This window comes from Kitasatospora sp. NBC_01539, from assembly GCF_045040525.1.
Taxonomy (GTDB): Bacteria; Actinomycetota; Actinomycetes; order Streptomycetales; family Streptomycetaceae; genus Kitasatospora.
This window is the reverse complement of record NZ_CP109390.1, coordinates 4,783,009-4,800,667: the sequence shown is the minus strand read 5'-3', so window position 1 is coordinate 4,800,667 and position 17,659 is coordinate 4,783,009. Positions and strand designations below refer to the sequence as shown.

Here is a 17,659-nt window from a genome sequence, read left to right as displayed (position 1 = left end):
CGTCAGCCCAGCTGCGGCTTCACCCGGGCCGCGATCAGCTCCAGGTGGTCCAGGTCGTCGAGGTCGAGGATCTGCAGGTAGACGCGGCTGCTGCCGGCCTCCCGGTAGGCGGCGATCCGCTCGGCGACCTCGTCCGGGGTGCCGGCCAGGCCGTTCGCCTTCAGCTCGTCGACCTCGCGGCCGATCGCCGCCGCCCGACGCGCCACCTCGGCGTCGTCCTTGCCGACGCAGGCGACCAGCGCGTTGGAGTAGGTCATCGCGTCGGCGGGCCGGCCCTGCGCGGCGACGGCCTCCCGCACCCGGCCGATCTGCTCCCGGGTCCGGTCGACCGAGACGAACGGCAGGTTGAACTCGTCGGCGTAGCGTGCCGCGAGGGCCGGGGTGCGCTGCGGGCCCATCCCGCCGACGAGCACCGGGATCCGCTCCTGCACCGGCTTCGGCAGCGCCGGGGAGTCCTTCAACTCGTAGTACTTCCCGGCGAAGTCGAAGGTCTCGCCGACCTTCGTCGCCCACAGGCCGGTGATGACGGCCAGCTGCTCCTCCAGCCGCCCGATCCGGCCCGCCGGGAAGGGGATGCCGTACGCCGTGTGCTCCGCCTCGAACCAGCCCGCGCCCAGCCCGAACTCGACCCGGCCCCCGCTCATGGCGTCGACCTGCGCGACCTGGATCGCCAGCACCCCGGGGTGCCGGAACGTGCCGGCCGTCATCAGCGTGCCCAACCGGATCCGCCGCGTCTCGCGGGCGAGCCCGGCGAGCGTGGTCCAGGCGTCGGTCGGGCCGGGCAGGCCGTCGCCGTCGCCCATCCGCAGGTAGTGGTCGGACCGGAAGAAGGCGTCGTAGTCGAGCTGTTCGGCGGCCTGTGCCACCCGCAGCAGCGTGTCGTAGGAGGCGCCCTGCTGCGGCTCGGTGAAGATACGGAGATCCATGCCCGCCATCATGCCCGCCGGACGCGCGCGGTCCCGGCGGCTCCACCGAGGCTTCACGCGCCCGTCGAACGGGCGATGGGAACAGCCTGACACCCGGTCAGGCCCTCACCGTCCGGAGGCCCGACAACACCTCCACCACGCTGAAGACCGCCGCGATCGTCCAGACCGGCCTGGCCGTCCGCGTCGCCCCCGTGGCCGTCCACTTCGACACCCTGAAGTCCAGGCTCAAGGAGGACACCGGGACCGCCGCGACGGTCATCCCCGGCATCTCCGTCGATTACTCGCCGATCTCCGTCGCCGGCACCCGGGTGATGGCCGCAGCAGGCCGCCGCCGCGAACTCGCCGCCCTCGACCTCGCCGGCGCCACCCGCGCCCGGACCCCGCGGGTCATCGCCGCCGAGGCACTCCTCGCAGCCGTTACCGGGGCCGCCGTGATCACCACCCAGCGGCTGTCGCTCACCGAACCGATCGACGACGTCCCCGTCATCGTCCCGCGGGGCTCCACCTGGCAGGCCGTCACCCGCTGCGCCGCCACCGCGATGGTCGCCGCCGCCCTCTCCACCTGGAGCACCACCCGCGGCCGCACCATCGAGATGGCCGGCACCCGCGACCGACCCGCGTCACCCGCAGCACGAACGAGGGGCCCGGCCGGTCCTCACGGCTGTCCGTACCCCGAACAGCTCAGAACAGTGGCGGGTCCGGCGTCCGCGGCACCCGGATGGCCCCCTTCATCAGCGCCATCACCCGCTCGTGCGTGTCACCGACCCGGTCGACGACCTGCACCCGCAGGAAGACGTTCTCGATCTCCGCCATCGCCTTCTCCGTGAACCAGCCCACGAACATCAGCCCCTGCACCGAGATCGGACGACCGGGGGCGATGAGGCTCAGCATGAAGTCACCTTCGGCCGGCAGGCCCCGCGCCGTCAGAACCGCTGACACCTCCTCCTGCGACAGCCAGCGGGTGGATGCCGGGGCGCCGTCGGACCTCGCAGCCAGGGTGAAGGCGAGCCGGTAGTCGATGCCCGCGACGACGGCGACGTCCTGGGACCCGTTGACGACATGGCAGGTCCAGACAAGCCGGCCGTCCGGGGCCAGACCGGCGGCCACACGGCCGGACCAGCCGAGCGCCGGCCGCACCGTACGCGCGTACTGCGCACGCGCCAGCACCGCTCCCGCGGAGGCAAGCACCACCGCGACCGCGGCCTGGGTGTCCAGCAGCTCGATCCTCCAGATCCCCGCGGGATGCGCCAGGTTCTTCCTGACCAGGTTGTGCACGAGGAGCAGCATGCTCACCGCCACCAGCCCGAGCGGCAGCCGCGCGAACCACCCGCTCCGTTTGACCACCCGTTGCGCCGTCTCCACGTCTCCCCCTCAGCCCGGTCGGGCTTCCCCTCCGCCGGCAAACCCCTGCACCGCCCTGCCATGTCCGGGGAACGACCCGACCCGAACGCCCCCCGACACCCGGACCCCCTACCCGCCCGCACACTCCGATAGGCATCCGCCCCGGACCACCGCCCGCGCCCGCCACTCAGCCCGAATCCACCGATGATCTTGAGACGGGGCAGCCGACTGCGAGTGTTCGCCGATGCGTTGGCCACATCACCCCCTGCACCTCGGAAGTGCAGCGGTTGAATGGCCAGATCATGACCGTGAGCTGCGGAAACACTGCTCGCGATACAAAGGCTTCGGTGGATCCGCGCTCAGAAGAACAGGGCCGCGTGAACGCAGCCCTGCTCCGTACGTCGGCGAGACCGCAGGGGAGCAGCCTCGGTCACGTCACGTGCGCTCCGTCTTCACGATCCGGTCGGTGGTCTCCGAACCGGGCGAGACGACCTCCACGACCAGCAGCACGTGCTCGGGGCGGGTCGACGTGATGTCGATCGTGCCCGCCCGGTACACGACGACATCCGGACGGCGGTTGGTGAGCGGGACGTCCTGGAGCCGGACGTCGAAGCCGGTGTCAGCGTTCCGGTCCGGTCCCCCCGCGGCCTCCAGAGCATGGCGGTCCGCGGTCGAACGGGTCTGATCGCGCCGGTGGCCCCCTTCCGCAGGCTGGAAGGAGTTTCACAACCATTGGTTCCCTTCCGGAAGCGATCCGGGAGAATGGCATCATGCGCCCCGCCCCGTCCTCGCCGTCAGTGACCATACGAATGCGCCGGCAGGCGCGCAGGGACACGGCACCCGAGCTCGCGGTCCGCAGGTTGCTCCACCGAAGCGGCCTCCGGTATCGGGTCAACGTGCCCGTACCCGACATGTCCCGCCGGACGGTGGACATCAGCTTCCCGCGAGCGAAGGTCGCGGTGTTCATGGATGGCTGCTTCTGGCACGGCTGTCCGGAACACGCGACCGAGCCGAAGGCGAATGCAGAGTGGTGGCGGGCCAAGCTCAACCGCAACATGGAGCGCGACGAGGAGACGACACGCCACCTCGCGGCCCGGGGATGGACCGTGTTGCGGTTCTGGGAGCACGAGACAGCCCCGGACGTCGCTGCAACAATCATCGCGACCGTGCGGAGGAAGCCAGCCTGAGCGCCCGCCGCCGTCATCTGCCAGTGGGGGACCCACACTGCACGGAGTACCCGGTGCACCGGCCCCGCACCAGTGCGGCCGGTGCCGACGACAAGGGGAGCACAATGACCAGGTTCACATCACTGGAGTTGTGCGCCGGGTCGGGCGCGCAGGCACTCGGATTGGAGCGCGCCGGGTTCGACCCTGTCATGTTGATCGACAACAACGAGTTCGCATGCCGGACGATCGGGCTGAACCGCCCGGGGTGGGATGTCCGCTGTCGAGATCTGATGAGCTTCGACCCGTTGGACGAGGACGAGCCGGACCTGCGCAAGGTTCTGGACATCGACCTCATCAGCGGAGGAATGCCGCGCATCAAGGCCGCGGCGGCGGTCGCACGCCGTGGTGGGGACGATCACGAGCGTGCGCTGCTCAAGGCGGCGGTCAGTGTGCTGATGGCCGTCAAACCGAAGGCGCTGATGCTGGAGAACCTGGAGGGGCTGGTCCAGAGCGAGGACTATGCGGAGGACCGGTCCTGGATGGAGGCGGAGCTGCAGAACCTTGGATATCGCCCGCTCTGGAAGGTGCTGGACGCCGCGAACTTCGGCGTGCCGCAGCACAGGCGGAGCGGCTTCCTGGTGGCCCTCGCGGACGACTACAGGCACGGATTCGTCTGGCCCGAGCCGAGCACCGCCCCGACACCGACGGTGGGCCAGGCGCTGGGGCCCTCGATGGGGGCCAACGGGTGGCCCGGCGCGGAGCAGTGGGCGGCAGCGGCGGACCGACCCGCTCCCGCCCTCGTCGGCGGCTCGGACAACCGCGGTGGCGGGGATCTCGGGCCGACCGGCAGCAAGAGGGCATGGGCGGCAATCGGCGTCGAAGGGGCCAGCCTGAGCGACGCCAGCCCCTCGACCGACTTCCCCGTCAACGGCAGGCCCCGGCTGAGCGTGCGGCAGGCAGCGATCTTGCAGGCGATCCCGGAGAACTGGCAGATCTACGGACGGAAGACACGCGCCTACCGCCAGGTCGGAAACGCGCTGCCCCCACCGGTCGCAGAAGCCGTGGGGCGATCGATCGCAACTGCGCTGTGCGGCGGCGCACCTTCGACCATCAGCTGATCCGATGCCGTCCGTGCCGGCGTGGCCCGGACGGCCGCCGGCGCTGGCTAGCATGGTCCGTCGCGGCCCTGCGGTCCAGGGGCCGGAAGGCCAGCCCGTGCCACGATCCAGCCCCCGCTCAGCAAGGAATCCGCATGTCCACGCCGTTCACGATTGTCGACCTGTTCGCCGGCCCCGGCGGACTCGATCTCGCGGCGCGCCAGCTGGGCATTCCCGCCGTGGGCATCGAGTGGGACGGCGGCGCCTGCGCGACCCGTGCGGCGAACCGGTTGGACACGAGACACGGCGACGTCCGCCTCTTCGGACCCGAGCAGTTCGAGCACGCCAACGTTTTGGCGGGTGGTCCCCCGTGCCAGACGTTCACGGTGGCCGGAAGCGGCAGCGGGCGAAAGGCCCTGGACCAGGTACTCGAATTCGCCGACCGTTTCGTGGCCCGCGAACCGCTGGAGGCGATCCGCGCCGACCTCTCCACGCTGGAGGACGAACGCACCGGCCTGGTTCTCGAACCGCTGCGTTGGGCGTTGCAGGCCCTGGACGCCGGCCGCCCCTTCGAGGTGATCGTCCTTGAGCAGGTCCCTGCGGTCCGCCCGGTGTGGGAGAAGTACGCCGAACTGCTCGACAAGGAGGGCTACTCGGTCGCGGATCCCAAGGTGCTGCGCACCGAGGAGTACGGTGTGCCGCAGACCCGCCGTCGAGCGATCTTCATCGCCCGGCGACGCGACTCGGATCGTCTTTCCGGCATTCCCGGCATGCCGCAGCCCACGCACGACCCGTTCAACCCGCTGAAGAAGGTCCGGGCCGCACGCCTGCACGGTCCGACGGGCCCCGTGCCGATGGCCACGGCGCTCCCGGACCGACCGGCCCCCTTCGTCGTGATCTCCAACTACGGGACAGGCGGCGACCCGAAGGCCCGCGGCCGTCGATATTCCCACGAGCCGTCGGCGACCGTCACCGGCAAGGTGTCCCGGAACCGGGTCGAGGCGCCCGAGGGCGTTGCCACCGACCGGTTCACCTGGTCCGAGATGGGACAGTTGCAGACGTTCCCCGCCGAGCCGGACTGGACGTGGACGGGCAAGGACATCTCCCAGCAGATCGGAAACGCCGTGCCGCCCCGGCTCGGCATGCACATCCTCGCCGCCGCTCTGGACATTCCGCAGGAGGATCTCGACGCGGCGATCCGGAAGCACTACACCTACTGACCCCGTCGACCGTCAGGCCGATCCGGGCAGGGCAGGAGTTCCCGGCCCTGCCTGAATGCCCCTCGGTACGTCAGAACAGGCCGGGCACCACCCCGTCCGGCGTGCCGACGAGAGCAACCCGGTCGAGGAAGGCGTTGTTCGTCTCACAACTGGTCTCGGGCAGCAGGACACAGGCATGGCACGCCGCAAGGTTGACGCTGTCGGCGCCGCTCGCCGCTGCCTCGGAGCAGAGGGGGTCGTTGGAGCACCAGGAGGCGCGGAGCAGTGCGGACTCCAGCGAGTAGGCGAGGCGCTCGGGTTCGCCTTGGGCAACAATGCCGCCGAGGCTTCCTGCGGAATCGCTGGTCGCCGTGTAGATGAGGAAACCGGCCATGTCGTCGCCGATGTACAGGCGCTCGCGCAGGGACGCGGCCGGGTAGCCGCCGTCGAGGCTCCACTCGTTGATGAGCAGGTGCGCGAGCGTGTGCACCGCCAGGTAGCGGGGGGAGATCGGGGACGGCGGGACGGGCCGGTCGGAGTTGGCGTAGCGCTCCCGGAGCAACGCTTCGTGGTTGCGTCGAACGCGCGCCGCGCGCTCCTGCGGCTGGGGCCGCCGCTCCCAGGCGGCGAGACGTTCCGGGTCGAGGCGGACGAAGACGCCTTCCCCGCTGACCTCGATGGCGGGCAGCCAGTCCGGCTTCTGGAGGGCGAGCGCGGCCCGGCGGGAACTGCTCGCGGTGTCGCCGACGGCCGGCTCCTCGACCCGGGTGAAGGAGTGCAACGCGCGGATCTCACGGACCCGCTTGACGAGCATGACCTGTCCGATGCCGTCCGGCGTCTGATCACCGCTGGGCGGCTCGCAGACGAAGTCCTGCAGTTCGTCCCGCCCGCCCTCCGGACGCTCACGCTGGAGGGTCCGGTACTCCTCCTGGTAGAGAAGATCGCGCGGCGACAGTGTGGCGTGCTCCTCGGCCGGGTGCTCTGCCTCCGCCTCGCGGACCCGCAGCACGGCGGCGACCGCGTCGCCGACGGTCAGTCCCCGGTTCTTCTCCTCGAACTTCACCATCCTCAGGTAGGTGCGGATGTCGGCCTCGGCCCCGTCCTGGATGTTGCTCCAGTGGGGGCCGAGGGCCTTGAGCACGCCGTCGCTCCACGGTGGGATGGACAGGGCGGAGTGGACAACCGGGTACCACACGGTGGAGGAACCGCGCTGGAGGGTGCGCGGCGGCTCGCCGCACTGCTGGGCGGGGGCGTCCTTGAGCCAGGGGCGACGTCCGGTGCACCGGATGCCGAGGTCGCGCAGCGCCTGGCTGCGGAAGGCTCCCTCCATGGACACCTCCTTCGCGCCACAGGTGCAGCCGATGACGACACCGCGGAGGGAGGCCGTGGAGCCTTCGGCGCGCAGTCGCAGCTTGCCGCCGCACAGGCTGGCCGAGCCGGCCTCGCCCGACCCGTAGGAGGAGGAACGGTGGACCCACTTCCAGTACGGGAAGTCGTCGAGGTGACCGTTGACGCAGGCCATCACGAAGCGGGACGGAACGAGGTCCCGCTCACAGGTACCGCAGACTGCCTTGTCCTTCGGCGGGTTGAACTTCGAGTAGTACTGCAGCTCACGGCACTCCGGGCACGAGTACAACTGCGGGAAACGGGCGGCCCGTACCCCGTCGCGGGCTTCCTCCGGATCGACAGCGGGCGGCAGTTTGAACTCGTGGGCACCCGTCACCCTGGTGAGGCGGGGCTCCCAGAGGGTCCGGGTCCGGCTGACGTCCCAGGTGTCGAGCCCCGCGATGACGAAGGACTCGTTGTCGACCGCGATCATGGCGCCGACGCCGTAGGTGGTGATGGCCTGGGCGCGGCGGATCTCGCCGAGCTTGCGCAGGGGCGTGATCGGCGCGCCGGGTCGGACGGTTCCTCGCTTGCGAGGGGGCGGCGGGGTCATCGCTTCTCCAGAAAGAAGGTCGAGGAGGCGTCCACGTCGCGCAGGCTCCACAGCGTGGGCCAGCCCGTGCGACCCTCCGGGAGGTCGTTGTCGAAGGCGCTGAGGAGAGTGGTCCTGCCGCTCCTGGCGTGGGCCTCGTAGAGCAGGTTCGGATCGACGGCCGCGGCCTCGCGCCACCAGTCGACGAACTCGTCGAAGGCGGCGGCGGTGGCGTCGTGTTCCCGGGGCGCAACTCTCGCGACCCGCTCCAGCAGCGCGTCCCGAACAGCGCCGTGGATCTCGTCGACGAAGTCCTCGATCCGGGCCGCCGCCGCGTTGTCGCGCGCGCCCGGGACCATCAGCCGCGCCAGGGCCACGATCACGGCGTGCAGGCCGCGGTCGCGGGCACGCGCCGAGAAGGGCGTGACGCTGGTGGACTCGACCTCGCGGTAGAGGGCGGAGTGGAAGTGCTGGAAGCTCTCGTAGTGCGAACGGTCCCGGGATCGGGTCGAGTTGAGCATGACTGCAACCAGGCCCGGATGACGTCGGCCGACCCGGCTGGTCGCCTGGATGTACTCTGCGGTGGTCTGTGGCTGGCCCATGACCGCCATCAGGCCGAGGCGGTCGATGTCGACACCGACGGAGATCATGTTCGTGGCGAGCAGGACGTCGGTGGTGTCCGGGGACGGGAACCTGCGCTCAATGTCCTTGAGGCGCTTGGGGATGTCGCTCGCGCTGGCCCGGCTGCTCAGCTCCGTCACCGCCTCGGGGTGGCGGGGCTTCTCGATGCCGTCGCGGGCGGCGAGTTGCTCCATCCGGTCCTGCACGTCGTCGAGGACCTGGAGTTCGGCGGCGGACAACAGCCGCAGGCTGTTGAAGTAACCGACGAGGGTCCAGTAGGCGTCCTTGACCTCGTCGTCGGCGCCGCCGAGCTGAATCTGGTGCAGCAGGGCGGCGTAGGTACGGATCAGCAGGGTGGACTGGCTGGTGCTGGAGGTCAGCAGGCCGATGTACCGACGGGTGGCCTTGTCCTCGCGGGAAGCCTCGACTGCGAACCAGGAGTCACGGGAGTCGAGTCCGGCCGGCGGGAACTGGCAGACCTCGCGGTTGAAGAGGTGCAGGCCCTGTTCGTCGGCGCGCCGGATGGTCGCCGTGGACGCGATCACCTTGGGCCGGTTCGCCAGGATGTCCACCGCGGTCTCGTAGAGCCCGGTGAGCGTCCCGAGCGGGCCGGAGATGAGGTGCAGCTCGTCCTGGACGATCAGCTCCGGCGGCCTGGTCTCCTCCAGATCGCGGTTGAACAGCGCGGCCGTCCGCTCCCGCCACGGCATGGACGCGAACTTGTCGACGGTGGCGATGATCAGCGTCGGGTGCGCGGCGTAGACGGAGTCGTCGACCAGGTGCACGGGCAGTCCCTCGCCGCGGTGGAACGCGCAGTCCGCGTCCGGGCAGTGGACGTACATGCGGGCATGTTCCGGTGCGGCCTCGTAGTTCGACGCGTCGAGCCGGCTGCCGCACCAGGGGCATGCCTGGAGCTGCACCGGGTTCTCCTTGTCGAGCGAGCGGCCGCCGGCGCGCAGGGCATCCAGCTTCTCGCCAGCCGTCACCAGGTCGTTCGGGGTCGCGGACTTCCCCACCCACATGCCGATGGAGATGCCCTCCCGTCCCAGCTCCTCCTCGTGGCGGGAGCGGATCAGCTCCATGGCACAGATCAGTGCGGTGGCGCGCTCGAACTGCTGGAGCGTCAGCAGTCGCAGGGTGTACCGCATCAGCACGGTGACACCGCCGCCGTGCACGGGGTCCTTGAGACGGCGCAGGAAGGTGGTGAAGGCGATCAGGCCGAGGTACGCCTCGGTCTTGCCACCACCTGTGGGGAACCAGAGCAGGTCGGCGATTCCGCGATCGGGATGCTCGTCCTCGACGATGCCCTGGAGGCAGAGCAGCATGAAGCAGATCTGGAAGGGTCGCCAGTATTCCTTGCTCTCGTCCGGTCCGCAGGCGGGCTTGCCCGCCCTGACCCAGGACGTACGTGCGCGCTGCTCGGCCATGGCCCGGTTGGCCAGCTGGAACGCCCGCATCGCGTGGGCATGCGCGGGCTCTGCGAGCAACGCGACGCCTGTGCTCATGCGAATGAGTGCCGTCTCGCACTCCTCGATCCGATCCTGCGCGGCGGCCTCGTACTCGGTGCCGGCCAGGGTCTCCGCCTCGGCCTTGCGTTCGTCGATCCACGTCCGATAACCGTCGAGGAGCGCACCGAGCGCGTCCAGCACCGTCTTCGGATCGGCGGTGCCGAGACCCCGCATGGACAACGCGTCGACGGCGATGGCTCGGTTCGAATCGGTCAGCAGCACCTCGTGGGTGGGCACGAATTCGGTCCGAACCTCGGCGACGGCGGCGCGCCCGGTGGTCGTGGCGCCGATCGGCGGAGGCGTCCAGTCCCAGACGGCCGCGCAACCGTGACCGGTGGCGAAACCGGGCGCGTGTCGGTGGAGCAACCGGCTGAGCATCAACTCCCGGTCGTGGCTTCCGGAGGAGGTACGACGCTCGACGAAGGGCTCGGCGCCGGGCGCGAGTGCCCGGACCCGGAGGGTGGGCTGGTAGTAGCAGGCAGCGTCCTTCAGCTCCCGGGCGCCGACCGTGCGGGTGTTGATCAGCGTGGCGGTGACGGTCACGGTGCCGTGCTCGCCCCTGGGGCGTACCAGGACCCGAAGTTCCAACCCCTCTGCAAGGGTATGCCCGACCGTGGTCGGCGTCGTCACGTCCACCTCGACGTCGGCCAGGTCGAGCGGGACCCGGCGCCAGCGCTCGCGCTGTTCCTGGGTGCTCCGGGCCTCGATTCGGGTGGCCGCGACGGGGTTGCCCTCGGCATCCTCGGGGCGGTAGACGGCGGCCGTGATGTGCAGCACGATCCGCTCCGCCACCATCGGGTCCACGGCGAAGGTGAGCCCCATGGAGGAGGGCCGCCGCATGTTGGCGAGCGAGACGCCGCGCTCGACGGCGTCCTCCTCGCCGTCGCCGCCGCGGACGAGGGCGGGAGAGTCGTCTCCGTCGGCCTCTTCGCCGTCCCGGTTGCCGCGGGCGACCTCGGGCGTCTCTTGGGGGAACAGGATACCGACCGGATACATCGTCACCGGCGCGTCGTCCTTGAGGATCTCTTCTTCACCACCGACCGGACCGAGGAGGTCCAGACGGAGGGCGGCGCCGAGCCGGTCGCGCAGGGCGTAGTAGTCGTGGATGGAGGGGCTCATGAGGAAAGTCGCTCCGTGTTCGAGTCGTCGGACGGGTCGGTCCAGTCGAAGCGGCCGAGGCCGCTGAGGCGGGGGGCGAGCCAGGCTCCCGAGCTGCCGAGACCGGCACGCTCGGTCGCGATGTCGCTGCCCGCGACGGTTTCGACGCAGTCGATGTGGAGGCCGGTGATCCGGCCGGGGACGTTGTACTCGGACCAGCTGCCGCCGCGGCTGAGCATGAGGTGCAGAGCGCGACGGAACGCCTCCGACACCTCGCCGACGGGGCGACCGTTATGAACGACCGCGTACGGCGGCGTCTGGTCCTCGCCCTCGGGCAGGCGGTGGAGCAGGACCAGCTCGACGGCATCGCCGGTGTGAACCTCGTGAGCGAGTTGTCGCTGAACCTCGACGGGGTCGGCGGCGACGTTGCGCACGCCCGGGGGGTGTGCGTGGCAGACGTCGAGGCCGAGTGCCTCGATGCCGTTGCGGGCCCAAGATCGGCTACCTCCGATGTACCAACGGTCCAGACGCCTGTCCTTGCGGACCAGCCAGGTGTTGGGACGGTCGAGTCGGTAGAGGTCGTCGCGAGGCCGGGTCATGGCGACGTAGAGGAGCCGGGCTTCCGCGGCCGGGTCGTAGTCGATCTTCTTCTTGGCCACGTCCTTCGGACGTCTCAGCTCCACCGGCTCCACAACCAGGACGCGGTCGAACTCCAACCCCTTGGCGCGGTGCACCGTCGAGACGACCAACGACGCCGGTTCGGCCGCCGTGAGCTCGTCGGGAAGCCGTCCCTCCGCCACCGCCAGGCGCAGCGCGGCGAGCTCTACCCGGCCGCGCCGGTTGCCGGTGACCCGGCGTACCGCTCGCGCCAGCACCGACGGATCCAGGTCGGGCCGGGGGTCGAGGCCGGCGACCAGTTCGGCGAAGCGCGCCTCGGAGAGGTCGGCCGCGTCGGTGGCGGCGAGCAGGCCGGCGATCCAGGCGGGAGCGGGACGGTCCCGGACGGAGCGCTGGAGCCGGTGGTCCACGCCGGCCTCGTGCAGGGTCTGGCTGATGGAGAGCGCCTGACCGTTGTCCCGACACAGGATCGCGGTCGGTCCGTCGAAGTACCGGAGCGAGTCCAGGACGAAGGGGTCGTCCAGCGTGCCGAAGTGGTGGGCCTCATCGAGCAGGAGTCGCAGCTCACGGTGGATCTGCTCGGCCTGCGCCTCGGCCGGCTCCCGCTCGGCGGCGAGCCCCTGGAGCCGCGGGCCGTAAGGAAGGGCCACCCGGGCCTGCTCGGTGCGGGCTCGAAAGTTGTCGCCGAGGTGGATCTCGACCAGGTCCTCGGCGAACGAGCCACGGATCCAGTCGAAGAAGTAGTTCGTCTCCTGCGCCCGCTGGTCGGAGTCCGTGACCTGGAAGCCGTAGACGGCCTGGGCGCCGTCCCCGACCACGGTGAAGCCGCTCTGCGCCTGGAAGCGGTCGAGGAGCACCTCGACCATCTCACGCCGCACCCCGACAAGGTCCTGGACCTCGTCGATCAGCACGTGGGCGGGGGCGCCGAACTCGCCCGCCTCGACCGCGCCCCTCTCGATGGCCTCGGTGGCGGCCTCGATGCGCTGATCGAAGGTGGTCCCCGACCAGTCGCGGTCCGGATACGCCCGTCGCAGCAGGGTGGCCGCCCAGGAGTCGAAGGTCTGGGCGCGCACCCGACGGGCGGCATCGGCGTGGCGCTCGATCCGCTCACGCAGCTCGCGCACCGCGGCCCGGGAGAAGCTGAGGACGAGGATCTCGTGCGCCTCCAGCTCCTCCCGTTCGACCAGCGCTTCCAGGCGGCGGACCAGGGTGTGCGTCTTACCGGCGCCGGCGCCCGCCGTGACAAGGGTGCGGGCGTCCCACGGCTGGTCGACGACGGACTGCTGCGCCGGGGTGATCGCGTGCTGGGGCCCGCTCACTTGTCCCCGTTCCACAGGTAGTCGAACTTGGTGAAGGCCAGCTTGCCCTGGTAGTTGACCACGTTGTCACGCACGTTCAGGATCAGACAGGTTGGCGTGCCGTTGTTCTTCGGTCCGCGCAGACCGCGGCCGATCATCTGCTGATAGACGTTCGGACTGTAAGTGGGACGGGCGACGACGACCGCACGGGTGGCGGGGGCGTCGAAGCCCTGGGCGAGGACTCCGTAGTTGGTGAGCACCTGGATGCGGCCCTTGCGGAAGTCCTCGATGCGCTTGCGACGTTCGGACACCGGCGTGGCCGAGTCGATCGCCGCAGCGCGTATCTGTCGGTCGTTCAGCTTGGCGGCCAGGAACTTGGCGTGGGCGACCGAGGTGGCGAAGACGAGGATCGGCCAGTCCGCGGGCAGGTTCTCGATCTCCTCGATGATGCGCTGATTGCGGTCCTGGTCCTCGGCGAGGCGCTGCTCGGCGCGCTTGGGCAGCACGCCGAACTTCTCCGAGCTGGAGACCTCGTCGGAACTGAGCCGGATCTCGGCCCCGAGGAGCTCGCGGTGCCTGACATGGGCCAGGACGCCGAGGTCCTGGAGCTGCCGGATGGCCTCGTTCTGGTCGCCGGCGAAGACGTCGAGGTCGAGGCGGGTGCCGAAGCGGCGCACCAGGCGCAGGGTCAGGTCCTCGTTGTTGCGGTAGGGGGTGGCTGTCAGTCCGACCAGGTGGCGACGCGTCATCGGCGGGTTGACGCCGAGGTGCTCGAAGATCTCGCCGTAACGGGGGGAGGTGGCCCGGTGCGCCTCGTCGACGATGACCAGGGCGGCGTCCCGCAGCCAGGCGTAGTCCTCGTTACCGAGCACGCTCTGCAGTTTGGCATCGGTGGCGACGACCAGATGCGGCTCACCGGTCACCGGCGCGGCCTCGTTGGAGGACCAGAGGCGGCTGATGACCAGCGGCATCTCCGCGCCCACCTTTGACCAGACGAAGCGCCAGCTCTGCACTGCCTGCTCGCACAGCTCCTCGCTCTCGGCGATCCACAGCACCGGCCCGGGGAGCTCGCCGCGGTTCCGGATCCACCGGATCACGGCCTCGGAGGTGACGCGTGTCTTGCCCGCGCCGGTCGGGATGGACATCATCCCGCGCTGCGGCATCGGATTGTCCAACAGCCGCTGGAGCGCCTGTGCCAGCTGTTCCTGGTACTCGTGCAGGGCAGGGAACTCGGACGGGCCCTCGACCTGGATGCGCGCCTCCAACGGCGGCACCCGGGAGCCGGCGAAGGAGTCGGGCAGTCCGAGGTCGGTGACGAACTTCAGCGCCTTGGCGTCGCCCGTGAAGCTGCTCGGCGCGATCCCGGGGAACGCCAGAGCCAGATCCCGGCTGTGGATGCGCAGAATCTCCTCGCCGTGGGAGTTGAAGGCCAGTTCAGCGATTCGCCGGGCATCCGGCTGCTCACCGTCACGCTCGGCGACCTCACTGTCCAGAAGGCCCGGGGGCAGCTCGGTGCGCAGTTCCTCCTCGCTGATCAACAGGGCGATCTTGTCGATGACGCTCTCGGCCTCGGCGATCTGTCGCAGGCGGGCGCGGGTCTCCCGGTCCTGCTCCTGACGCGCCTGGAGGTCCAGCACGCTCTTGCAGCCCTGAGGGCCGAGCTGCCAGCCGAACTCCCGGTCGGCGGCCACCAGGACCTCGATCGGGGAGAGCGTGTCGAGCACCAGCAGGGTCGACCCGCTGCGGGCCGAGGGCAGCGGCTTCAGGTCCACACCGCGCGGCGTGCGGATCTCCTGCTCCAGCTCGCCGCAGCGCTGAACCTTCCGGTTCTCCACGCTCTTGCCGAGGCGCTGCCGTAGCGGCGGGAACTCGTCGACGAGCAGCGTCGCCCGGGTCGTCCCGGCCTTGCGGACCTGCTTGCTGATGACGTCCTCGACCTTGAGCATCCCCCACTGCTCGATCATCTGGGCCGCGACGGCGGAGTCGGCCCGGTCTGCGACCAGGAGCGCGGGCAGCTGCTCGCGAACGAGCTCGGCGAAGTCCGCCTCGGATGTCGCCACCACGATCTCGGCGTCGGGACGGGCCCCCCAGGATCCGCCCACCCGGCAGCGGGTCTGGATGCCCTCGGGGAACTCCATACCGACACGCATCAGCAGGGCGTAGGCGCGGCCGATGAAGGCGTCGTCCTCGCTGACCAACACCCGGTCCAGCAAGGCGCGCCAGCGGTTCGTCGGCACGTCCTCCGGAGTGGTCGGCATGCGCAGCCTGCGGGCCTTGTCCTCGGAGATGCCGGTGGCCACGGGCAGCACCTCCGCGTATGCCTTGAGCTGTGGGCCGACGGCCTCGCGCACCGAGGTCAGGCCCAGCGAGGTGCGCACCAAGCCGTGCTTGTTGAGCATCCAACGCAGCGGTGACGCCACTTGAGTACGGCCGTTGGCTGAGGTGCCGTAGGCGCGGGTCCAGCTCTCGACGACGCCGACGTCCGGAATCGCGGCGACGAACGCGGCGCGACCCTCCTCGGAGAGGCGGGGTAGCAGGTCCAAGGGGCCGGACGGCGCGGCTCCCTCCAGGACGAGCCGGTTGATGCTGGTCCGTGGGGCGTCCGCGGCGAGCCGTCGCAGGTACTGGTCGTGCACCGCCTGCCGGTACTCCTCGAACCAGGACTGCCGCTTCGGGTCGTGGGCGACGACGGGCCGGTCGACCAGGCCGAGGTCACGGAAGATCGCGGTGTCCGCACCGTGGAAGTCCGTGTCCACGGCGATCGAGCCGTCCCTGCTGCCGTCCCTGGGCACGACGACGCCGGGCAGCAGGCACGAGGCCATGGGCCGGAAGCATCCATCGACCGTGCGGACATGGAGCACGGCACGGGCATCCGGGTAGCGACCGCGGATGCGGTCCACCTGGGCATTTCCGCCCGCGCTGCGCAGCAGCATCCAGAACTGGGTCCACAGTTCCGGGGTGTAGCCGTCGAAGCCCTGGTCGAGCACGCCCTGGAAGCGGCCATGGGCATCGGCGATACGGATGCCGATGGTGTGCAGGTGGCGCTGCATCTCCATCCGCTCGGAGATGGCCGTGTGCACGTAGACCATGTCGTCGCGGAGCTCATCGGCACCGGTGCGGTGGAAGACCTTGCCCGCGACCGGGGCGACCATCCCGTGGGCCTCGGTCAGCACGATGCGAGCGGTGCGCGCGGCCTCCAGCGTCTCCTTGTCCCCGTTGTGCTCCACCATGGCTGCGAGGATGCGGATCGCGTGACAGGACGACTCGGCGGTGCCGTCCGAGACCAGTGCCTCCAGCCAGGTGCGGATGTCTTCCGTCGACTTCCTGGCGGCCAGCAGGATGTGCTCCATCTTGCCGTGGCGCAGCGGGTTGGCGTCGACCGAGGGGTGTACCCAGTCGCGCGGGCGCCCGGGGTACTCGGCCCAGATGCGCAGCCACTCCGGCTGCAGCTTCTCGGGGTGAATGTGCAGGTCACGGGGGACGCGGAGTACGCCGTCCTGGTCAGGAAGGGACGGCAGCTGCGCTGCGGCGTCCCAGACGTGGCGGATGAAGTACTCCTCCGCCCAGTTCACGGCCTCCTTGGTGCGGCCGGGCAGGAGCGGCAGGAAGGCGGCGGGGTCCTCCTTGCGGGACAGCCGGGGCAGGGAGGTGATCACCAGACGGGCCGCGACCTGGAGCAGTTCACGGTTGAAGGCGCTGCCGTCGAGGAGGTTCTGCCGGTCCTCGTTGGTCTTCCACGCCGCGTTCAGGTAACCCGTCACGGAGACCGGGTACTTGGTGGGGAAGTAGGACCAGAACTGGCCGCGCCCCAGGGGTACCGTCAGCAGTCCGTCCTTCTCGACGAAGGCGGGAACCGCCCACGAGACGTCGATGACGCTGCGGTCGTGCAGCTCGCCGGCACTGCCACGGGCCTCCGCGGTGGGCTCGTGGGCGACCGTGAAGACGTTCCACTCGTTCACAGTCTCCTTGATCCCTGTGCCGACCTCGCGGATGACCCGCCGCTCACCGGAGACCTGCACCGTCAGCTTGCGGCGTTGAATGGGAAGCCGACGCCGGTCCTCCAGCAACACCTCGCCGACGTGGGAGGAGAAGATCTGAAAGCCGGAGGGGAAGGCGTCGGTCTCGCGACCGTCGCGGTGCTTGAAGCCGGCCATGTCGTGGCCCAGGCGCTCGGCTGCCCCCGGCAGCAGGGGGAGCTTGACCACGGTGGTCGCCCAGGACAGGAGCTCCCGCAGTACATCGTCCTTGTCGAGCTCCTCCTCACGCTCGAGAGGACGGGCCATCCGGAGCACCGGAGTGTCCATGTCGAGGGGCTGCTGGAGTCCGAGAACCTCGGCGATTCGGTCGGCGGACCAGGTCCGGTCGAAGCCGAAGCATCCGCTGGTGCTGAAGAACTGGGGCGCGTCGGTCACCGACAGCACCGATTTCACGCCGACGCCGAAGCGGCCGATCTGGCCGCCGCGCTTACGGGAGACGCTCATGCGCAGAATCGTGTCGGCGCCCTGCGGGGTGACCGGGGTGCCCTGGTTGGCGCAGTAGAGCGTGTCGTCGGTCAGCACCACGGCCAAACGACCGCCGGGTTCACTTGCAATCTCATCGGCGCCGTTCTGTACGAGCTCGAACAACTGCCGCTCGCCGTATCCACCCTGTGTGATCCGCAGCTCGCCGTTGGCGTGCTCCTGCACCAGGCCGGGATCGATGCGATAGGTCTCCAGGGTGCGGGTCGACTGCTCCAGCACCTTTTGGATCACCAAGGTATCCGAACCCTGCGACAACGTCTGATCGCTCACGACCCAGCTGCTTCCTGCCCGGGGCGACCCCGGACCAAGTATCAAGATGAAGCCCGACGGAAAACAGAAAAGCGGTGCA

General features: G+C 70.0%; 10 protein-coding genes and 1 pseudogene. 3 read left to right on the top strand and 8 right to left on the bottom strand.

All coding sequences use genetic code 11. The features are described 5' to 3' along the window. Positions 1–2 precede the first annotated feature (2 nt). The 4 genes and pseudogenes from OG335_RS20785 to OG335_RS20770 form a co-directional block, all read right to left on the bottom strand. Complete coding sequence (locus OG335_RS20785; protein ID WP_405012624.1) at positions 3–926, bottom strand: LLM class F420-dependent oxidoreductase; 924 nt, start codon at positions 924–926, stop codon at positions 3–5. 97 nt (positions 927–1,023) lie between these two features. Next, on the bottom strand, positions 1,024–1,185 hold the full coding sequence (locus OG335_RS20780) for a hypothetical protein (RefSeq protein ID WP_405012623.1): 162 nt from the start codon (positions 1,183–1,185) through the stop codon (positions 1,024–1,026). A gap of 422 nt (positions 1,186–1,607) precedes the next feature. Beyond that, positions 1,608–2,288 (bottom strand): hypothetical protein, encoded by a 681-nt coding sequence (locus OG335_RS20775; protein ID WP_405012622.1) that lies wholly within the window; start codon positions 2,286–2,288, stop codon positions 1,608–1,610. A 420-nt stretch (positions 2,289–2,708) separates the two neighbouring features. Further along, positions 2,709–2,927 (bottom strand): annotated as a pseudogene (locus OG335_RS20770) (Uma2 family endonuclease); the annotation flags it as partial. Positions 2,928–3,076: 149 nt separating this feature from the next. Here OG335_RS20770 and OG335_RS20765 point away from each other — a divergent pair. The 3 genes from OG335_RS20765 to OG335_RS20755 all read left to right on the top strand — a co-directional run bounded on the left by OG335_RS20765 (position 3,077) and on the right by OG335_RS20755 (position 5,750). Further along, the gene (locus OG335_RS20765) at positions 3,077–3,454 is read left to right on the top strand and encodes a very short patch repair endonuclease (protein WP_405015468.1); all 378 of its coding nucleotides are present in this window, start codon (positions 3,077–3,079) and stop codon (positions 3,452–3,454) included. A gap of 104 nt (positions 3,455–3,558) precedes the next feature. Further along, positions 3,559–4,551 carry a DNA cytosine methyltransferase gene (locus OG335_RS20760; RefSeq protein WP_405012621.1) on the top strand — a complete coding sequence of 331 codons (993 nt, stop codon included), beginning with the start codon at positions 3,559–3,561 and terminating at the stop codon, positions 4,549–4,551. A gap of 134 nt (positions 4,552–4,685) precedes the next feature. Next, complete coding sequence (locus tag OG335_RS20755) at positions 4,686–5,750, top strand: DNA cytosine methyltransferase (protein ID WP_405012620.1); 1,065 nt, start codon at positions 4,686–4,688, stop codon at positions 5,748–5,750. A gap of 70 nt (positions 5,751–5,820) precedes the next feature. Here the strand turns inward: OG335_RS20755 and drmB are convergent, their stop codons facing one another. The 4 genes from drmB to OG335_RS20735 are packed head-to-tail and all read right to left on the bottom strand — an operon-like array spanning position 5,821 to position 17,541. Then, positions 5,821–7,668 carry a DrmB family protein gene (drmB, locus tag OG335_RS20750; RefSeq protein ID WP_405012619.1) on the bottom strand — a complete coding sequence of 616 codons (1,848 nt, stop codon included), beginning with the start codon at positions 7,666–7,668 and terminating at the stop codon, positions 5,821–5,823. Continuing rightward, positions 7,665–10,895 (bottom strand): helicase-related protein, encoded by a 3,231-nt coding sequence (locus OG335_RS20745; protein ID WP_405012618.1) that lies wholly within the window; start codon positions 10,893–10,895, stop codon positions 7,665–7,667. The genes drmB and OG335_RS20745 overlap by 4 nt, the downstream gene beginning before the upstream one ends. Then, on the bottom strand, positions 10,892–12,811 hold the full coding sequence (locus OG335_RS20740) for a UvrD-helicase domain-containing protein (RefSeq protein WP_405012617.1): 1,920 nt from the start codon (positions 12,809–12,811) through the stop codon (positions 10,892–10,894). Before OG335_RS20740 ends, OG335_RS20745 begins: the two co-directional genes overlap by 4 nt. Then, on the bottom strand, positions 12,808–17,541 hold the full coding sequence (locus OG335_RS20735) for a DEAD/DEAH box helicase family protein (protein ID WP_405012616.1): 4,734 nt from the start codon (positions 17,539–17,541) through the stop codon (positions 12,808–12,810). Before OG335_RS20735 ends, OG335_RS20740 begins: the two co-directional genes overlap by 4 nt. Positions 17,542–17,659: the final 118 nt, after the last annotated feature.